This is a genomic window from Variovorax sp. 350MFTsu5.1, from assembly GCF_048302515.1.
GTDB lineage: Bacteria > Pseudomonadota > Gammaproteobacteria > Burkholderiales > Burkholderiaceae_C > Variovorax > Variovorax guangxiensis.
Map to the genome: position 1 here is coordinate 3586385 of NZ_CP157620.1, position 19581 is coordinate 3605965.

A 19581-nucleotide genomic window follows, 5' to 3' on the forward strand; every position below is an offset into this window, starting at 1 on the left:
TCAGTGTCCAGCCCCTTGTGCATCGGCGACGGCGGAGCCCAGGTAAGCCTCCTGCACGCGCGCATTGGCGCGGACGGCAGCCGGCGTGTCGAAGGCGATCACCTCGCCATACACCACCACCGCGATCTTGTCGGCCAGCCCGAAGACCACGCCCATGTCGTGCTCCACCGTCAGCAGCGTCTTGCCGACGGTGACGTGCTTGATGAGCGAGATGAAGTGCGAAGTCTCCGTCTTGCTCATGCCGGCCGTGGGCTCGTCCAGCAGGATCACGCTGGCGCCGCCCGCGATGGTCACGCCGATCTCCAGCGCGCGCTGCTCGGCGTAGGTGAGGTTCACCGCGTGCACGTCGCGCTTCTTCTCCAGGCCGATCTGGCGGATGAGTTCTTCCGTGCGCTCGTTGGCGTCGTCGAGGTTCGAGAGAAAGCGCAGGAAGGTGTACTTGTAGCCCAGGCTCCACAGCACGCCGCAGCGCAGGTTCTCGAAGACGGTGAGCTTCGGGAAGATGTTGGTGATCTGGAAGCTGCGCGACAGCCCCATGCGGTTGATCTCGTACGGCTTCATGCCGTCGACGCGCGTGCCGTTGAGCAGCACCTCGCCGCTGCTGGGCGCGAGCCGCCCGCTGATCAGGTTGAAGAGCGTCGACTTGCCCGCGCCGTTCGGTCCGATGATGGCGATACGCTCGCCGGCCTTCACGGCCAGGTCGACGCCGCGGATGATGTCGGTCTTGCCGAAGCTCTTGCGCAGGTTCTTGAGTTCGAGTGAATAGGTCATGCCGTCTCCCGCCGCTTGATCTCGGCTTCGATTTCTTCCTGCGCATGGCCCCAGACCTTCGCGAAGCGCCGGCGCACCACTTCGAACACGCCCAGGCCGACAGCGAACAGGACCACGGCGACCACCCAGGCCATGGCCGAGGATGTGTCGAGCTGCAGGCCGGCGAACGGCACCACCGGCCCGAGCGCCGCGTTGAGCTGCATGTGATAGATCATCTCGACGATGGCCGCCGCACCCGCGAGCATGATGGCCGCGCCGACGAGAAGGCCCACGTACAGCAGGTAGAAGCGCTTGATCTTGCCGAACAGCGCCACGCGCACGTTCATCATGATCAGGCTGGCCACGCCGCCGGGCGCGAACATCACCATCAGCAGGAACACCAGGCCCACGTACAGCAGCCAGGCCTTGCTGAGTTCCGACAGCAGCACCAGCGCGAACACCAGCAGCGCCGCGCCGATGATGGGCCCGAAGAAGAAGGTCGCGCCGCCGAGGAAGGTGAACAGCAGGTAGCTGCCCGAGCGCAGCCCGTTGAGGCTGTCGGCCGCGTTCACGATCTCGAAGTTGATGGCAGCCAGCCCGCCGCCGATACCGGCGAAGAAGCCCGCGATGATGAAGGCGTAGTAGCGCACGCGCTGCGTGTTGTAGCCGATGAACTCCACGCGCTCCGGGTTGTCGCGCACCGCGTTCAGCATGCGCCCGAGCGGCGTGCCGGTGAAGGCGAACATCAGCCCGGTGCAGATGAAGCAGTAGACGGCGATCAGGTAGTAAACCTGGTTCTGCGGACCGAAGTTGAGCCCGAAGAACGAGGCGCCGTACACGCGGTTGGTGGTGATGCCGCCCTCGCCGCCGAAGAAGCTGGGGAACATCAGCGCCATGGCTGCCACCAGCTCGCCCAGGCCCAGCGTGATCATCGCGAAGGTGGTGCCCGACTTCTTGGTCGACACGTAGCCGAAGAGCGCGGCGAAGAACATGCCGCCCAGCCCGCCCACGAGCGGGATGAGCACCAGCGGAACCGGCAGCTTGCCCGCGCCGGCCAGGTTCATGGCGTGGATGGCGATGAACGAGCCCATGCCCACGTACACCGCATGCCCGAAGCTGAGCATGCCACCCTGCCCCAGCAGCATGTTGTAGCTCAGGCAGATGATGATGAGATAGCCGATCTGCGACAGCATGGTCAGCGCCAGGCTGCTGGTGAAGATCATCGGCGCCACGATCAGCAGCAGCGCGAAGAAGGACCAGATCAGGATGCGGCCGATGTTCAGCGGCTTGAACCGGTAGTAGCGCACCGGCGTGGAGGTCGAAGCGGTTGTCGTTGCGGTGTTCATCGCGTCAGTCCTCCCGCGTTCCGAGAAGACCCTTGGGCCTGAAGATGAGGATCAGCACCAGGAAGAGGTACGGAAGGATCGGCGCGACCTGCGAGATCGTCAGCCTGAGCAGCTCGTAGCCGAAGGTCTGGTCGGTCACCGCCACGCCGAAGGCCTGCAGGCCGGTGGCGAGCGACTGGTCCATGGCCACGGCGAAGGTCTGCACCACGCCGATGATCAGCGAGGCCAGGAAGGCACCGGCCAGCGAGCCCATGCCGCCGACCACCACCACCACGAAGATGATGGAACCCACCGACGCGGCCATGGCCGGCTCGGTGACGTAGGTGTTGCCGCCGACCACGCCGGCCAGCCCCGCCAGCGCGGCGCCGCCGCCGAACACCAGCATGAAGACGCGCGGCACGTTGTGGCCCAGCGCCTCGACCATCTCGGGGTGCTTCAGCGCCGCCTGGATCACCAGGCCGATGCGCGTGCGCGTGAGCAGCAGCCACACCGACACCAGCATCAGCACCGCCACCAGCATGATGAACGAGCGCGACTTGGGGAACTGCGTGCCGTAGAGCGTGAAAAGCGGCCCCTGCAGCGCCGACGGCAGGCCGTACGGCACCGTGGAGCGGCCCCACACCAGCTGCACGACTTCGAGGATCAGGTACGAAAGACCGAAGGTCACCAGCAGCTCGGGCACATGGCCGAACTTGTGGACGCGGCGCAGGCAGTAGCGCTCGAAGGCGGCACCCAGCGCGAACACCAGCACCGGCGCGATGACCAGCGCCGGCCAGAAGCCGACGATGCCCGACAGCGTGTAGGCGAAGTAGGCGCCCAGCATGTAGAAGCTCGCGTGCGCGAAGTTGAGCACGCCCATCATGCTGAAGATCAGCGTGAGGCCTGAGCTCAGCATGAACAACAGCAGGCCGTAGCTCACGCCGTTGAGCAGCGAGATGACGAAGAATTCGACGTTCATCGGTCTTTCGTGTCAGTTGAAAAAGAAAAAGGCCCGAGTGTTGAAGTCGGGCCTCGACCGCGTTGGCGCGTTCCCGGAATCAGGAGGGACGCTTCATCTGGCAGGAGGTGGGCGTGCTCGCCACGTAGGCGTCGTAGAACTTCACCGGCACCAGCGTGTAGCCGGTGTTCTCGGGGCTGTAGGGGTACTTGGCGGTGGCCTTCTCCCAGCGGGTGATGTACAAGCCCTGCTGCGCCTGGTGGTCGGTCTTGCGCAGCTCGATGTCGCCGTTGAAGCTCTTGAACTTCAGGCCTTCCATCGCGGCCGCAACCTTCACCGGGTCGGTCGACTTGGTCTTCACGAAGGCCTCGGTGAGCGCCTGGAACACCGTGTAGATGTCGGTGGTGTAGAGGTCGTCGTTGAACTTCTTCTTGAAGTCGTCGGCGTACTTCTGCATGTCGCCGCCCATGTTGTAGTGGGCGTAGCCGACCTGGTAGACCTTGCCGTCCGAAGCCGCGCCCATGGCGGTCGGCGTGCCGGTGGTCACGGCGTAGTAGGTGTAGAACTTGACGTTCAGGCCCGCATCGTTGGCCGCCTTGATCAGCAGCGCCAGGTCGGAGCCCCAGTTGCCGGTGATGACGGTGTCGGCGCCCGAGGCCTTGATCTTGGCGATGTACGGCGCGAAGTCGCGCACCTGGGCCAGCGGATGCAGGTCGTCGCCCACGATCTGGATGTCGGGACGCTTGTGCTTGAGGTCTTCCTTCGCGAACTTGGAGACCTGCTGGCCGTGCGAGTAGTTCTGGCCGATGATGTAGACCTTCTTGATCTCCGGCTGGTCCTTCATGTAGGTGGTCAGCGCCTCCATCTTCATCGACGTGTCGGCGTCGAAGCGGTACTGCCAGTAGCTGCACTTGCTGTTGGTCAGGTCGGGGTCGACGGCGGCGTAGTTCAGGTAGAGCGCCTCCTTGCCCGGATTGCGCGCGTTGTTCTTCTCGAGCGCATCGATGATGGCGAGCGCCGGGCCGGAGCCGTTGCCCTGCACGATGTAGCGCGCGCCCTGGTCGAGGGCCGAGCGCAGCGCGCTGGTGGTCTCCTGCGGGCTGAGCTTGTTGTCGATGCCGATGATCTCGAACTTCACGCCCGCCGCGTTCTTCTTGTTGAACTCCTCGGCGAAGAACTGGAAGGTCTTGAGCTGGTTGGTTCCGACCGCGGCCATGAGGCCCGACAGCGGATCGAGCCATGCGATCTTGACGGTTTCACCCTTCTGGGCAAAGGCACCGGTGGCGGTGGCAGCGATGACGGCTGCGGCGGCGATTTTCAGAGCGAACTTCAATCTATATCTCCTGGTCAAACCGATTCAAAACGCCGCACGAGAGTACAAGCGTTTGCAGCCCCTCCCCTCAGGGAATGCCCGTAAGAGGGGTGCCGCAAAGGCCCGTTTCTATCGCGCATGCGACACCGCGTTTCTCCAATTTGCTACCCGCCGGTAGACAGCTGCTACCGATGGGTAGGAAACGCGTTCACAAAGACGCCTAGGGGCGCTTCATCTGGCACGACGTGGGCGTGCTCGCCACGTACGATTCGAAGTACTTCACGGGAACGTTGGTGTAGCCGGTGTTCTCCGCGTCGTACGGGTACTTCGCGCTCGCCTTCTCCCACCTCGCGATGTAGAGGCCCTGCTGCAACTGGTGGTCGGACTTGCGCATCTCGACCTCGCCGTTGAAGCTCTTGATCTTCATGCCCTCCAGGGCCGCCGCCACCTTCACCGGGTCGGTCGACCTGGTCTTGACGAAGGCGGCATCGAGCAGCGCGAACACGTGATAGATCGACGACTGGGTGAGGTCGTCGTTCATGCGCTTCTTGTAGCCCGCGAGCAGCTGCTGGATCTCGCCGCCCATGTTGTAGTGGGCATAGGCCACGGTGTAGACCTTGCCTTCCGAGGTGGCGCCCATCGCCGTGGGCGTGCCCGCGCCCGGCGCGTAGTAGGTCAGGAACTTGACGTTCAGCCCCGAGTCGTTGGCTGCCTTGATGAGCAGCGAGAGGTCGGAGCCCCAGTTGCCGGTGATGACGGTGTCTGCGCCCGATGCCTTGATCTTCGCGATGTAGGGAGAGAAGTCGCGCACCTGCGCCAGCGGATGCAGGTCGTCGCCCACGATCTGGATGTCGGGGCGCTTCACCTTCAGGTCTTCCTTGGCGTACTTCGACACCTGCACGCCGTGCGCGTAGTTCTGCCCGAGGATGTAGACCTTCTTGATGTCGGGCTGGTCCTTCATCCAGGTGGTCAGCGCCTCCATCTTCATCGACGTGTCGGCGTCAAGCCGGAAGTGCCAGTAGCTGCACTTGCTGTTGGTCAGGTCGGGGTCGACCGCCGCGTAGTTCATGTACAGCAGCTCCTTGCCCGGGTTGCGCGCGTTGTTCTTCTCGATGGCGTCGATGATCGCGAGCGCGGGGCCGGAGCCGTTGCCCTGCATGATGTAGCGCGCGCCCTGGTCCTGCGCGGAACGCAGGGCCGCGGTGGTCTCCTGCGTGCTGAGCTTGTTGTCGATCGCGATGATCTCGAACTTCACGCCCGACTGGTTCTTCTTGTTGAACTCTTCGGCAAGGAACTGCGTGGTCTTCAGCTGATTGGTGCCCACCGCCGCCATCAGGCCCGACAGCGGGTCGAGCCAGGCGATCTTGACGGTCTCGCCCTTCTGGGCGAACGCCGCGGCAGCGCTCACCAACATTGCACAGGCAGCTACAGACTTGATGGCAAATTGCATGAAGAGTCTCCGGTGTGAAAGGCGGACCGCCAGCGTACAAGCGGCCTTTTTTTCGCCGCACAGGGATTGCCCGCAAGCAGGGCCGCCGGGGCCGCCTTGCTATCGCGTATGCGACAGCGCGGCGCTCGCGGCGGGCCCGGCGGTCATGCCGTGGGCAGCTTGTAGTCCTTGAGCAGCTCCCGCAGCTTCGTCTTGAGGATCTTGCCGGTGGCGCCCAGCGGGATGGCCTCGACGAACACCACGTCGTCGGGGATCTGCCACTTGGCGGTCTTGCCCTCGTAGAACTTCAGCAGCTCCTCGCGCGTGACCTCCGCGTTGGGCTTCTTCACGACGGCGATGATCGGCCGCTCGTCCCACTTCGGGTGGAACACGCCGATGCACGCGGCCATGGCCACGCCCGGGTGCGCGACGGCGATGTTCTCGATGTCGATGGAGCTGATCCACTCGCCGCCGGACTTGATCACGTCCTTGCTGCGGTCGGTGATCTGCAGGTAGCCCTCGGCATCGATGGTGGCCACGTCGCCCGTGGGGAACCAGCCGCGGTTGCGTTCATCTGGAATGAGCGGATCGCCACCCTCGCCCTTGAAGTACTCCTTGACGATCCATGGCCCCTTGACCAGCAGGTCGCCATAGGCCTTGCCGTCCCAGGGCAGCTCCTTGCCGTCGCCGTCGACGATCTTCATGTCGACGCCGAAGATGGCGCGGCCCTGCTTCATGCGGATCTGCAGCTGCGCGTCGGCCGGCAGCGACAGGTGCTTGTTCTTGAGCGTGCACAGCGTGCCCAGCGGGCTCATCTCGGTCATGCCCCAGGCGTGCAGCACCTCCACGTTGTAGATGTCCTGGAACGCCTTGATCATGGCCGGCGGGCAGGCCGAGCCGCCGATCACCGTGCGGTTGAGCTTGCTGAACTTCAGGCCGCCCGCCTGCATGTGGCCCAGCAGCATCTGCCACACGGTGGGCACGCCGGCGGCGAAGGTCACGCCCTCGGCCTCGATGAGGTCGTAGACAGACTTGCCGTCGAGCGCCGCGCCGGGGAACACCAGCTTGCAGCCCACCAGCGCCGCCGAGTACGGAATGCCCCACGCGTTGACATGGAACATCGGCACCACCGGCAGCACCGAGTCGCGCGCCGACAGGCGCATCACGTCGGGCAGTGCAGCGGCATATGCATGCAGCATCGTCGAGCGATGGCTGTAGAGCGCGGCCTTCGGGTTGCCCGTGGTGCCGCTCGTGTAGCACATGCTCGAGGCGGAGTTCTCGTCGAAGCTGGGCCATTCGTAGTCGGTCGGCTGCGAGCCCATCCAGCTTTCGTAGCTCACGAGGTTGGGCACGCCGCTGTCGCCAGGGAGCTTGTCGGAATCACACAGTGCAACCCATTTCCGGATCGTGGGACACCGCGCATGCACCGCCTGCACCAGCGGCAGGAACGTGAGGTCGAAGCACAGGATCTGGTCTTCGGCATGGTTGGCGATCCACGCGATCTGGTCGGGATGCAGGCGCGGGTTGATGGTGTGCAGCACGCGGCCGCTGCCGCTCACGCCGTAGTACAGCTCCAGGTGGCGATAGCCGTTCCAGGCCAGGGTGGCGATGCGGTCGCTGAACAGCAGCTGCTCGCCATCCAGCGCGTTGGCCACCTGCTTGGCGCGCGATGCGATGTCGCGCCACGTGCAGCGGTGGATATCGCCTTCGACACGACGCGAGACGATCTCGCCGTCGCCGTTGTGGCGCTCGGCGAACTCGATCAGCGACGAGATCAGAAGCGGTTGGTCTTGCATCAAACCCAGCATCTACGGACTCCTATGTGAAATGACTTCTTCAAAGCTCGGGAACAACGCATTCACGCAAGCTTCGGCCATTTGCACAATGACACAAACCCGCACTGCACGATTGAACGAAGCGGCTCATTGCATGAGCGTGATCTTGGTGGCCGTGGGAGTGGCGTCGAGCAGCAACTGCGAGGGCCAGGGCGCCCAGGTTGCACCAAGTTCGGGCGTGTTCGGGTCGCCCGTTCGCATGAAGGCGCCCACGCTGGCCATGACCGCGCTCGACAGCGCCAGCCGCCCCTTTTCGTTGGCCTTGCCGCGGATCACATTCGACAGCACCGAGGGACCGAAATTGCCGAACACGAAAGGCAGGTCGAAGGCGTGTGCCGCGCCGTAGACGTCGTTCCAGGGGGAGGCTTCCTGGGCCCAGTCGAGGCGGTAGTGCCAGATGTTCGACTGGCGCGTCTTCATCGTGTCGAGCAGGTTGTCGCGGTTGGCTTCGAACAGGCCCTTGGTGATGAGCGCGGTGGCCGCGTTGTAGCCGGTGCCGGCCTTGTCCACCGGAAGGTAGAACGGGTCGATGATGTCTTCCACCTTGAGCGTGGGCGCCGCATCGGGGTCGAAGCTGAACATCATCGAGAAGCGCTGGGCGTCGTTGACGATCCACCCCGGCTTCGGGAAGCCGATGGTGCCCAGCAGCGACGCGAACAGCTTGCCCTCGTCGCGCGTGTTGCCCGAGAGCATCGGCACCTTCGCGTACTGGTCGGCGGCGATGGCGCCGATGGGGTCGGTCGGGATCACCGTGCCGTCGGGAATGGGCCCGACCGCGCCGAGGCCGGCGGCGACCACGGTGGTCAGCATCCTGCCGCCGTCCTGAGCGCGCAGGTACTCGGCGATCTGCGCCGGCGTGCGGGTGGCGATGTAGTTCTTGGCGGCCGTCGCATCGGCCGCGGTGCCGTCGGCGACGAGCAGCTTCTCGAGGATGGATTCGCCCTGCGCCAGCGAAGCAGATGCCGGCGACAGCGAAGGCAAGGTGCCCGGCGGCAGGTTGCTCGCGAGCGAGATGCCGCCGCTCATCTCGAAGGCCTTGTGGAACAGGCCCTTGGCCATCGGCGAAGTCATCACCGACAGCAGGTTGGTGGCGCCTGCCGATTCGCCCGAGAGCGTGACGTTGCCCGGGTCGCCCCCGAAGCTGGCGACGTTGTCGCGGATGAAGCGCAGCGCCGCCATGTTGTCGAGCAGCGCGAAGTTGCCTGAGTCGTCGCCCTCGCTGCCGCCCGGACGCAGCTGCGGCACGTTCAGGAAGCCCAGGATGCCCAACCGGTAGCTGGCGGTGATGACCACCGCGTTGGCGGCCTTGGCCAGCGCGGCGCCGTCGTACAGCGGGTCTGCCGTGTAGCCCGAGATGTTGCTGCCGCCGTGAATGAAGAGCAGCACCGGCAGGTTCTTCTCTTCCGTGGCCGGGCGCCAGATGTTGACGAACAGGCAGTCCTCGCTGCCCGAGGGCTTGCCCAGCATGGTGCCGATGGTCTCGTCGTAGGTGTTGTTGGCGCCGGGGCTGAAGATGCGGCCGATCTGCAGGCAGGCATTGCCGAACTTTGAGGCCGGGCGGATGCCGCTCCAGGGCTCGGGCGCCGCAGGCGCGCGCCAGCGCAGTGCGCCGACTGGCGGCTTGGCGAACGGAATGCCTTTCCAGAACCAGGTGCCGGTCCTGGCGCTGTCGTCCACGCCCTCGACCTTGCCGGCAACGGTCTGGCGGACCATGGGGCCATCCGCCGCGGGCGGGGCCGGCGCCGGAGCCGGTGCGGGCGGCGGGCCCGGAAGGAAGGCGAAGCCGGACGAGCCGGAGCCGCCACCGCCGCAGGCCGAAAGAGCCGCCAGGGCGGCCGCGGCCATCGCCAGGGCGACGGCCCTGGCCGTTGCCGTCTTCTTTACCGCCGCCGGACCCTGCCAGTCGCGTGCGTTCGTCTCTGTCTCCATGTTTCTTGTCTCCACACCGGGTTAATCGGAATTCCTGGTCTGACGCGCCGCGCCCATACTCCGGGGCCGCCGAACGCGTAAAAAAATTCTAGAAACCGGCACGGTTTTCATCGCTATCGCAACAAAGCCAAACGAATGACTTCAGGAGCCTCCACGCCACTGCGCCAACGCGGCACCCAGCGCCGGGCGGGCTGCATGCCGCAGCCGGAGCTGCGCACCAGTTCGGCCGCGTGGCTCGAGGGCGTCCTGTCGATGTTCGAGGCTGAAGGACTGGATGTGCCCTCGCTGCTGCGCGAAGCCGGCTTCGATCCCGACTCGCTGCACCGGCAGAACGCGCGCATCCCGGTCGATGAGATCTCGGTGCTCTGGCAGCTCGCGGTGGCCCGCGCCGGCCGGCCCACGCTGGGCCTGCACCGCGACCTGGCTTCCACACACAGCAAGCTGGGCACGGTGGGGCATGCGATGTCGTGCAGCTCCAGCCTCGAATCGGCGCTGGTGCGGCTCACGCGCTACATGGCCGTTATTTCGGACGCCACCGCCTTTTCGCTGCAATCCGATCCGCGCGGCTGCTGGATGGTGATGCGGCACACCGGCGGCAGCCTGCCCATTCCGCGCCAGCGCGTCGAATACGCCCTGCTGACCGTGCTCATGCAGTGCCAGTGGCTCACGCGGCGCGAGCTGCAGCCGCTGGCGATGGAGTTCGTCTACCCCGCCCCGGCCGACGACCGCCTGCACCGCGAGGCCTTCGGCTGCGAGATCCGGTTCAACGCCGAGGCCAACCGCCTGCTGCTGTCTTCGGCCGACATGGCGACGCCGCTGCCCACCTTCCACGAAACGCTGGGCGAGATGCAGGAGCACCTGCTGGACGACCAACTGAACCTGCTGGGGCAGACCACTACCAGCACACTGGTGTGCGCCGAGATCGCGCGCCGCCTGCAGCACGGCGAACCGCGCCGGCAGGACGTGGCCTCCGGCCTCGGGCTGGCCGAGCGCACGCTGCAGCGGCGGCTGCAGGAGGAGTCGGTGTCCTTCCAGTCGCTGCTCGACCGCACCCGCCGCGAGCTGGCCAAGCAGTACCTGGCCGAAGACCGCCACACGCTGACCGATGTGGCGGACATGCTGGGCTTCGTCGATACCAGCAACTTCTTCCGCGCCTGCAAGCGCTGGTTCGGCGTGCCTCCGGCGCAGTACCGGGCCCGCCTCTGGGACACCCCCGCCGCCCTCGCGGCCTGACACCGGCGGGCCCCCGATGGCCCGCCAGGCCAGGGGTTACGCGCGGTGCCGGACAATCCGGACATGAGCTTGCTTGCTGAAGACACCGAGGCCGCGGACCTGGGCTTGCGCTGGAAACCGGGTTTCGCCGCCCTTGGACCGGCCTTCCTCACCGAACTGCGCCCCACGCCCCTGCCCGATCCCTATTGGGTAGGCCGCAGCGAAGCCGTCGCCCGCCAGCTCGGGCTGCCGGCCGGCTGGCACGAATCCGGCGCCACGCTGGCGGCCCTCACCGGCAGCCTGCCCGTTGCAGGCACCCGCCCCTTCGCCACCGTCTACAGCGGCCACCAGTTCGGCGTGTGGGCCGGGCAGCTCGGCGACGGGCGCGCCATCATGCTCGGCGAGACCGAAGGTGGTCTCGAAGTGCAGCTCAAGGGCGCCGGGCGCACGCCCTACTCGCGCGGCGGCGACGGCCGCGCGGTGCTGCGCTCGAGCATCCGCGAGTTCCTCTGCAGCGAGGCCATGCACGGCCTGGGCATCCCGACCACCCGGGCGCTGTGCGTGACCGGCTCCGATGCCCCCGTGTACCGTGAGGAGATCGAAAGCGCGGCCGTCGTCACCCGCGTGGCGCCCAGCTTCGTGCGCTTCGGCCACTTCGAGCATTTCGCGGCCAACCAGCGCAACGACGAACTGCGCGCTCTGGCCGATTACGTCATCGACCGCTACTACCCCACCTGCCGCACCACTGAGCGCTTCGGCGGCAACGCCTACGCCGCCTTCCTCGAAGCCGTGAGCGAGCGCACCGCCGCCCTGCTCGCCCAATGGCAGGCCGTGGGCTTCTGCCACGGGGTGATGAATACCGACAACATGAGCATCCTCGGGCTCACCATCGACTACGGCCCGTTCCAGTTCCTCGACGGCTTCGACCCGCGCCACATCTGCAACCACAGCGACACCAGCGGGCGCTACGCCTTCAACCAGCAGCCCAACGTCGCCTACTGGAACCTCTTCTGCCTGGCGCAGGCGCTCCTGCCGCTGATCGGCGACCAGGAAGTGGCCGTGGCCGCCCTGGAGTCTTACAAGACGGTGTTCCCGAACGAGTTCGAAGGCCGCATGCGCGCCAAACTGGGCCTTCCTGAAGCAGCCGAGGGCGACCGCGCGCTGATCGAAGGCGTGCTCAAGCTGCTGGCCGCCGGCAAGGTCGACTACACCATCTTCTGGCGCCGGCTCTCCAACTACATGGCCGACGGCAACGTGGAGCCGGTGCGCGACCTCTTCCTGGATCGCCCGGGCTTCGACGCCTGGCTGCTATCGTTTTCGCAGCGCCATGCCGCCGCCGACAGGGCCCGGGCCGCGGAACTGATGCGCCGCTCCAACCCGAAGTTCGTGCTGCGGAACCACCTGGGACAGCAGGCCATCGAAGCGAGTCAGCAAAAGGACCACTCGGGTGTGGCAGTCTTGCTGGCTCTGCTGCAGACCCCATTTGAAGAACATCCCGGCGCCGACGCGTATGCCGGGTTCCCGCCCGACTGGGCCTCCACGATCGAAATCAGCTGCTCATCATGACCACTCCCGTACAGAAAACCGACGCCGAATGGAAAGCCCTGCTCGCTGAAAAAGGCGCCGAACCCGCGGCCTTCGAGGTGACGCGCCACGCGGCCACCGAACGCCCCTTCACCGGCAAGTACGAGGCGCACTGGGAAGACGGCACCTACCACTGCATCTGCTGCGGCGCCAAGCTCTTCGAGTCGGCGACCAAGTTCGACGCCGGCTGCGGCTGGCCCAGCTTCTCGCAGGAAGCCGTGCCGGGCGCCATCCGCAACATCATCGACCGCTCGCACGGCATGGTGCGCACCGAGAATGTCTGCGCCAATTGCGGCGCCCACCTGGGCCACGTGTTCCCCGACGGCCCGACCGAAACCGGCCTGCGCTACTGCATGAACTCGGCGTCGCTCGACTTCCAGAAGAAATAAGAGAAAAGAAACAGGCAACCCGCTCGATGAAACTGATCCTCGACTTCTTCCCGATCCTGCTCTTCTTCATTGCCTACAAGATGGGCAACATCTACACCGCCACCGGCGTGCTCATGGCCGCCACGGTGGTGCAGATGGCGATCATCTACGCCACCGAGCGCAAGCTGCAGGCGATGCAGAAAGCCACGCTGGTGCTGATCCTGCTGTTCGGCACGCTCACGCTGGCGCTGCACGACGATCGCTTCATCAAGTGGAAGCCGACGGTGCTCTATGGCGCCATGGCGCTGGCGCTCGCGGTGGCGCTGTGGGCGCTGAAGAAGAACTTCCTGAAGATGCTGCTGGGCTCGCAGCTGGAGCTGCCCGACCGCATCTGGGGCCGGCTCAACGTGGCCTGGATCGGCTACTGCGTCTTCATGGCCGTCATCAACGGCTACGTGGCGGCGTACTTCACGACCGAGGCCTGGGTCAACTTCAAGCTCTGGGGCTACGTGTTCCCCATCGTCTTCCTGGTGGCGCAGGGCCTGTACATCGCGCCGCACCTGAAGAACGAAGAAGACAAGCCCGCGGCATGACGAGTACGGCCGCCCCCCTTCCCACCACGGCCGAACTCGAGGCGGCGCTGTGCAAGGCGCTTGCGCCGACCGCGCTCGAGGTGATCGACGAAAGCGCCGCCCACGCGGGGCACGCGGGTGCCAACGCCGAGGGCCGGGGCACCCATTTCAGGGTGCGCATCGCCTCCCCCTTGTTCGACGGGAAGCCGCGCGTGGCGCGGCATCGGCTTGTGTATGATGCCCTCCACGTTTTCATCGCACAGGGTCTGCACGCCATCGCCATCGAGGTGCTCTGAGTCAGTCGTCCAACGCATCGCTCGCACGCCGCGCCCGCACCGGCAGCTGCTTCCTCCCTTTCTTCCCCCAATCCCCTGCTTTCATTACCGCGCAACTCCTACACGCGCATTTCCTTCCCAGCTCGACCATTCATTCCATGAAAAAACAAATCTTGCAGGCCGTCGCGGCCGCAGCGCTGCTCGGTGCCATCCCCATGGCGGCCCTGGCGCAGAACGCAGCCATCGTGAACGGCAAGCCGGTGCCCAAGGCCCGCATGGACGTCCTGGCCCAGCAGCTGGCAGCCGCCGGCCGCCCGGTGACGCCCGAGATGCAAGGCCAGCTGCGCGAGGAAATCGTGGCGCGCGAAGTGTTCATGCAGGAAGCCCAGAAGCAGGGCCTCGACGCCACCGAGGACTACAAGAACCAGCTCGAGCTCGCCCGCCAGGCCATCCTGATCCGCGCCCTGTTCGAGAACTACCGCAAGACCAACCCGGTCGCCGACGCCGACGTGAAGGCCGAGTACGACAAGTTCGTCGCTGCCAACGGCGGCAAGGAATACAAGGCCCGCCACATCCTGGTCGAGACCGAAGACCAGGCCAAGAAGATCATGGCCGACCTGAAGAAGGGTGCCAAGTTCGAAGACATCGCCAAGAAGCAGAGCAAGGACCCGGGTTCGGGCGCCAACGGCGGCGACCTCGACTGGGCCAACCCCGCGAGCTTCGTGCCCGAGTTCTCGGAAGCCATGATCAAGCTCAAGAAGGGTGAGACCACCCCCGCCCCGATCAAGACCCAGTTCGGCTGGCACATCATCCGCGTCGACGACATCCGCCAGGCACAGCTGCCGAAGCTGGAAGAAGTGAAGCCGCAGATCACGCAGCAGTTGCAGCAGCAGCGCCTGCAGAAGTACCAGGAAGACCTTCGCGCCAAAGCGAAAGTGGAATAACCCCCCAGGCCTGCGGCCCGGCAACGCCGATTCCGCGGTGTTCTGAAAATGAAAAAGCGGCCTTCGGGCCGCTTTTTCGTGGGCGCCCGGAGCGCCCGGGGCGGCGAAGAGCCAGGCCTCAGCCCACCCAGCGGCGCGCGTTGCGCCAGATCTGCATCCAGGGGCTCAGCTCGCTCTTGTCGCCCGAGGTCCAGCTCATCTGGATGTTGCGGAACACGCGCTCCGGATGCGGCATCACTGCGGTGAAGCGGCCGTCCGGCGTGGTCACGGAGGTCAGGCCGCCGGCGCTGCCGTTCGGGTTGAACGGGTACTGCTCGGTGGGCTTGCCGTGGTTGTCGACGAAGCGCATGGCGGCGATGGCCTTGTCGGCGTCGCCGCGGTACTTGAAGTTGGCATAGCCCTCGCCGTGCGCCACCGCGATCGGCAGGCGGCTGCCGGCCATGCCCGCGAAGAAGATGCTGGGCGACTCGAGCACCTCGACCATCGACAGGCGCGCCTCGAAGCGCTCGCTCTGGTTGGTGGTGAAACGCGGCCAGGCCTCGGCGCCCGGGATGATGTCGGCCAGCTCGGCGAACATCTGGCAGCCGTTGCACACGCCCAGGCCGAAGGTGTCGGCGCGGCCGAAGAAGGTCTTGAACTGCTCGGCCAGCTTCGGGTTGAAGGTGATGCTGCGGGCCCAGCCGATGCCGGCGCCCAGCGTGTCGCCGTAGCTGAAGCCGCCGCAGGCGACCACGCCCTTGAAGTCGGCGAGGTCCGCCCTGCCCGTCTGCAGGTCGGTCATGTGCACGTCGAAGGCTTCGAAGCCGGCCTCGGTGAAGGCGTAGGCCATCTCGACGTGCGAGTTGACGCCCTGCTCGCGCAGGATCGCGACCTTGGGGCGCGACTGCAGGATGGCCGGGGCAACGGGTTGTTGCGCGTTCGGCAGGAACACGTGCACGCCCGGGTCGGCCGGATCGCCGGCCGCGGCGTGTTCGGCATCGGCGCAGGCGGGGTTGTCGCGCTCGCGGGCGATCTTCCAGCTGACCGAGTCCCACACCTGCTGCAGGTCGTGAAGGCTGGCGCTGAACACCGACTTGGCGTCGCGCCAGACTTCGATCTTGCCCTTGCCCGCGTCCATGGTGGAGCTGGCCGGACGGGTCTTGCCGATGAAGTGGCTGTGGGTGCTCAGGCCGTGGGCGCGCAGCACCTGCATGACGTCGTTGCGCTCGGCGGTGCGCACCTGCAGCACCATGCCCAGCTCCTCGTTGAACAGCGCCTTGAGCGTGAGCTCCTCGCGGCGCGCGCTGACCTGCTGCGCCCAGTTCTTGGCGTCGCCGGTCTCCATGCGGCTGTCGGAGATGCCGTCGCCTTCGGTAACGAGCATGTCGACGTTGAGCGCCACGCCGACGTGGCCGGCAAAGGCCATCTCGCAGGCGGTGGCGAACAGGCCGCCGTCGCTGCGGTCGTGCATCGCGAGGATCTTGCCGTCGGCGCGCAGCGCGTTCACGGCGTTGACGAGCGCGACAAGCTGCGCCGGGTCGTCGAGGTCGGGCACCGTGTCGCCGCTCTGGTCGAGCGTCTGCGCGAGGATGCTGCCGGCCATGCGGTGCTTGCCCTGGCCCAGGTCGATCAGCACGAGGGTGGTGTCGGCCTCTTCGGCGTCGAGCTGCGGCGTGAGCGTGCCGCGCACGTCGGGCAGCGTGGCGAAGGCGCTGACGATCAGGCTCACGGGCGAGGTGACCTTCTTCGCCTCCGCGCCATCCTTCCACTGGGTGCGCATCGACAGCGAATCCTTGCCGACGGGAATCGACACGCCCAGTGCCGGGCACAGTTCCATGCCGACGGCCTTGACGGTCTCGTACAGGGCGGCGTCTTCACCGGGTTCGCCGCAGGCGGCCATCCAGTTGGCCGAGAGCTTCACGCGCGAGAGTTCGATGGGCGCGGCCAGCAGGTTGGTGATGGCCTCGGCCACCGCCATGCGGCCCGAGGCCGGCGCGTCGAGCGCGGCCAGCGGCGTGCGCTCGCCCATGCTCATGGCTTCGCCGGCAAAGCCCTTGTAGTCGGCCAGCGTCACGGCGCAGTCGGCCACGGGCACCTGCCACGGGCCGACCATCTGGTCGCGGTGGCTCATGCCGCCCACGGTGCGGTCGCCGATGGTGACGAGGAAGCGCTTGGAAGCCACCGTCGGGTGCGAGAGCACGTCGATGGCCGCCTTCTGCAGGTCGACGCCGGTGAGGTCGAGCGGCTTGAAGCTGCGCGCCACGGTCTTCACGTCGCGGTGCATCTTCGGCGGCTTGCCGAGCAGCACGTCCATGGGCATGTCGACGGGCTGCACCTCGGCGCCTTCATCGGCCACCAGCAGCTGGCGTTCCTCGGTCGCCACGCCGACCACCGAGAACGGGCAGCGCTCGCGCTCGCAGAACGCCTTGAACTGTTCGAGCGACTCTGGCGCGATGGCCAGCACGTAGCGCTCCTGGCTCTCGTTGCACCAGATTTCCTTCGGCGCCATGCCCGACTCTTCGAGCGGCACCGCGCGCAGGTCGAAGCGCGCGCCGCGGCCGGCGTCGTTGGTCAGCTCGGGGAAGGCGTTGCTCAGGCCGCCCGCGCCCACGTCGTGGATCGCGAGGATGGGGTTGGCCGCGCCCTGCTGCCAGCAGTGGTTGATGACCTCCTGCGCGCGGCGCTCGATCTCGGGGTTGCCGCGCTGCACGGAGTCGAAGTCGAGCTCGGCCGCGTTGGCGCCGGTGGCCATCGAGCTGGCGGCGCTGCCGCCCATGCCGATGCGCATGCCGGGGCCGCCGAGCTGGATCAGCAGCGAGCCGGCGGGGAACTGGATCTTCTTGGTCTGCGCCGCATCGATGCTGCCCAGGCCGCCCGCGATCATGATGGGCTTGTGATAGCCGCGCTGCACGGTGTCGACGTCGCTCGCCACGGTCTGCTCGTACTCGCGGAAGTAGCCCAGCAGGTTGGGGCGGCCGAATTCGTTGTTGAACGCGGCGCCGCCCAGCGGGCCCTCGGTCATGATCTGCAGCGGGCTGGCGATGTGCTCGGGCTTGCCGTAGCTGCCCTCTTCCGGCCAGAGCTTCGAGACGGTGAAGCCGGTCAGGCCGGCCTTGGGCCTGGAACCACGGCCGGTGGCGCCCTCGTCGCGGATCTCGCCGCCCGCGCCGGTCGAGGCACCCGGGAACGGCGAGATGGCCGTGGGGTGGTTGTGCGTCTCGACCTTCATCAGCACATGGCTCAGGGCGCTATCTTTTTGATAGCTCTGCGAGCCGTTGGCGGGCACGAAGCGCTCGATGGCCGTGCCTTCCATGATCGAGGCGTTGTCGGCGTAGGCGACCACCGTGTGCTGCGGGTTCAGCTTCTCGGTGTTGCGGATCATCGAGAACAGGCTCTGCGGCTGGGCCTGTCCGTCGATGGTGAAGTTGGCGTTGAAGATCTTGTGGCGGCAGTGCTCGCTGTTGGCCTGCGCGAACATCATGAGCTCGACGTCGCTGGGGTTGCGGCCCAGGCGGGTGAAGGCGTCGACCAGGTAGTCGATCTCGTCCTCGGCCAGCGCCAGGCCGAAGCCGGTGTTGGCCGCCACCAGCGCGGCGCGGCCGCCGCCCTGCACATCGACCTGCGCCATCGGCTGGGCCGGCAGCTCGCTGAAGAGGCTGGCGGCCTGCTCGACCGTGGCCAGCACCGATTCGGTCATGCGGTCGTGCAGCGGGACGGCCACGGCCGCCAGCTGGTCGCCGTCGAGCACGGGGGCCTTGCCGATCAGCGGGGCCTTCAGCTTCAGGTGGTACTGGGTGACGCGCTCGACGCGCCGCAGGGCCAGCCCGCAGTTGTGGGCGATGTCGGTGGCCTTGGAGGCCCAGGGCGAGACGGTGCCCAGGCGCGGCGTGACCACCACGCTGGTGCCCGCCTTGGCCGGCGCCTCGAAGGGGTCGCCGTAGGTCAGCAGCGCGGCGAAGCGCTCGCGGTCGGCCTGGCCGAGCGCCGCGTCTGTCACCACGAGGTGCACGAAGCGCGCCGAGATGCCCTCGATGCGCGGCTCGATGGCCTGCAGCTTCGGCAGGAGCTGGCGTGCGCGGAAGTCGCTGAGCGCGCTGCCGCCCTCGAACATGGTTACGACAGGAAGGGCTTGAGGTGCGGGCTGCGTCACGGTCGATGGGGCCTCGGGGGCCGCGTTGGGAAATCAAGGAATCGAGGCGGATGGCCGCTGACTGGGGTCATCCGCGTTAACCCGGGATTTTAGCCGGGCCAATGGGATAATTCGGCCATGAGCATTAACTACAAAGACGCTGCAGGCATCGAAGCCATGCGGGTCGCATGCCGCCTGGCCTCCGAGGTGCTGGACTACCTCACTCCCCTCATCAAGCCCGGCATCACGACCAACGATGTCGACCGGCTGGCTGCCGAGTACATGGTCAAGCAGGGCACCACCTCCGCCACGGTGGGCTACATGGGCGCGAGCAGCGTCCCGTTCCCGAAGTCGCTGTGCACCTCGGTGAACCACGTGGTGTGCCACGGCATCCCGAACGACAAGCCCCTGAAAAAGGGCGACATCATGAATGTCGACGTCACCGTCATCAAGGACGGCTGGTTCGGCGACAACAGCCGCATGTACGTGATCGGCGACGCCTCCATCGCGGCCAAGCGCCTGTGCAACATCACCTTCGAGGCCATGTGGCACGGCATCCTGCAGGTGCGCCCCGGCGCGCACCTGGGCGACGTGGGCCATGCGATCCAGAAGTTCGCCGAGGGCCAGGGTTTCTCGGTGGTGCGCGAGTTCTGCGGCCACGGCGTGGGCCAGCGCTTCCATGAAGAGCCCCAGGTGCTGCACTACGGCCGCCCGGGCACCATGGAAGAACTCAAGCCCGGCATGATCTTCACCATCGAGCCGATGATCAACGCCGGCAAGCGCGACGTGAAGGAAGACTTCAAGGGCGGCCAGTACGACGGCTGGACCATCGTCACGCGCGACCATTCGCTGTCGGCCCAGTGGGAGCACACCGTGCTCGTCACCGAGACCGGCTACGAGGTGCTGACGCTGTCGGCCGGAAGCCCGCCGCTGCCCTCCTTCGTCACCGCCACCAAGACCTGACGCGCAGACGCCCCCCT

15 protein-coding genes are annotated in these 19581 nt (G+C 66.5%); 7 read left to right on the plus strand and 8 right to left on the minus strand.

Annotated features, from left to right (window positions below):
* The 7 genes from ABL843_RS16265 to ABL843_RS16295 all read right to left on the minus strand — a co-directional run bounded on the left by ABL843_RS16265 (nucleotide 1) and on the right by ABL843_RS16295 (nucleotide 9454).
* The gene (locus ABL843_RS16265) at nucleotides 1-771 is read right to left on the minus strand and encodes an ABC transporter ATP-binding protein (RefSeq protein ID WP_369662233.1); all 771 of its coding nucleotides are present in this window, start codon (nucleotides 769-771) and stop codon (nucleotides 1-3) included.
* Nucleotides 768-2096 (minus strand): branched-chain amino acid ABC transporter permease, encoded by a 1329-nt coding sequence (locus tag ABL843_RS16270; protein ID WP_418116496.1) that lies wholly within the window; start codon nucleotides 2094-2096, stop codon nucleotides 768-770. Before ABL843_RS16270 ends, ABL843_RS16265 begins: the two co-directional genes overlap by 4 nt.
* 4 nt (nucleotides 2097-2100) lie before the next feature.
* Entirely contained in the window at nucleotides 2101-3054 is a 954-nt protein-coding gene (locus ABL843_RS16275; protein ID WP_126020162.1) for a branched-chain amino acid ABC transporter permease, read from the minus strand.
* Nucleotides 3055-3133: 79 nt separating this feature from the next.
* Nucleotides 3134-4366 (minus strand): branched-chain amino acid ABC transporter substrate-binding protein, encoded by a 1233-nt coding sequence (locus tag ABL843_RS16280; RefSeq protein WP_126020164.1) that lies wholly within the window; start codon nucleotides 4364-4366, stop codon nucleotides 3134-3136.
* A gap of 199 nt (nucleotides 4367-4565) precedes the next feature.
* Nucleotides 4566-5795, minus strand: a complete 1230-nt coding sequence (locus tag ABL843_RS16285; RefSeq protein ID WP_369662231.1) for a branched-chain amino acid ABC transporter substrate-binding protein — start codon at nucleotides 5793-5795, stop codon at nucleotides 4566-4568.
* Between the two features lie 143 nt (nucleotides 5796-5938).
* A complete protein-coding gene (locus ABL843_RS16290) occupies nucleotides 5939-7582 on the minus strand; it encodes a 3-(methylthio)propionyl-CoA ligase (protein ID WP_418116499.1) in 1644 nt (547 codons plus the stop codon).
* A gap of 114 nt (nucleotides 7583-7696) precedes the next feature.
* On the minus strand, nucleotides 7697-9454 hold the full coding sequence (locus ABL843_RS16295; RefSeq protein WP_418120480.1) for a carboxylesterase/lipase family protein: 1758 nt from the start codon (nucleotides 9452-9454) through the stop codon (nucleotides 7697-7699).
* Nucleotides 9455-9733: 279 nt separating this feature from the next.
* On the opposite strand from ABL843_RS16295, the gene ABL843_RS16300 reads away from it, so the two are divergent.
* From ABL843_RS16300 to ABL843_RS16325, 6 genes are all read left to right on the plus strand, one after another.
* Nucleotides 9734-10771, plus strand: a complete 1038-nt coding sequence (locus tag ABL843_RS16300) for an AraC family transcriptional regulator (RefSeq protein WP_418120481.1) — start codon at nucleotides 9734-9736, stop codon at nucleotides 10769-10771.
* Nucleotides 10772-10834: 63 nt separating this feature from the next.
* Nucleotides 10835-12316, plus strand: a complete 1482-nt coding sequence (locus ABL843_RS16305; protein WP_418116500.1) for a protein adenylyltransferase SelO — start codon at nucleotides 10835-10837, stop codon at nucleotides 12314-12316.
* Nucleotides 12313-12723: a peptide-methionine (R)-S-oxide reductase MsrB gene (gene msrB, locus ABL843_RS16310; protein WP_126020174.1), complete on the plus strand. Its 411-nt coding sequence runs from the start codon at nucleotides 12313-12315 to the stop codon at nucleotides 12721-12723. The genes ABL843_RS16305 and msrB overlap by 4 nt, the downstream gene beginning before the upstream one ends.
* Before the next feature lie 26 nt (nucleotides 12724-12749).
* Nucleotides 12750-13295 (plus strand): septation protein A, encoded by a 546-nt coding sequence (locus tag ABL843_RS16315; RefSeq protein ID WP_019652541.1) that lies wholly within the window; start codon nucleotides 12750-12752, stop codon nucleotides 13293-13295.
* Entirely contained in the window at nucleotides 13292-13570 is a 279-nt protein-coding gene (locus tag ABL843_RS16320; RefSeq protein WP_418116501.1) for a BolA family protein, read from the plus strand. The genes ABL843_RS16315 and ABL843_RS16320 overlap by 4 nt, the downstream gene beginning before the upstream one ends.
* Before the next feature lie 137 nt (nucleotides 13571-13707).
* Nucleotides 13708-14493, plus strand: coding sequence for a peptidylprolyl isomerase (locus ABL843_RS16325; protein WP_184637698.1), 786 nt, complete (start codon nucleotides 13708-13710; stop codon nucleotides 14491-14493).
* Nucleotides 14494-14611: 118 nt separating this feature from the next.
* Here ABL843_RS16325 and purL read toward each other — a convergent pair whose 3' ends face one another.
* A complete protein-coding gene (gene purL, locus ABL843_RS16330; RefSeq protein WP_418120482.1) occupies nucleotides 14612-18583 on the minus strand; it encodes a phosphoribosylformylglycinamidine synthase in 3972 nt (1323 codons plus the stop codon).
* A gap of 156 nt (nucleotides 18584-18739) precedes the next feature.
* Between purL and map the strand changes: the two genes are divergently transcribed.
* Nucleotides 18740-19564: a type I methionyl aminopeptidase gene (gene map / locus ABL843_RS16335; protein ID WP_093195007.1), complete on the plus strand. Its 825-nt coding sequence runs from the start codon at nucleotides 18740-18742 to the stop codon at nucleotides 19562-19564.
* The last annotated feature ends 17 nt before the right edge of the window (nucleotides 19565-19581 follow it).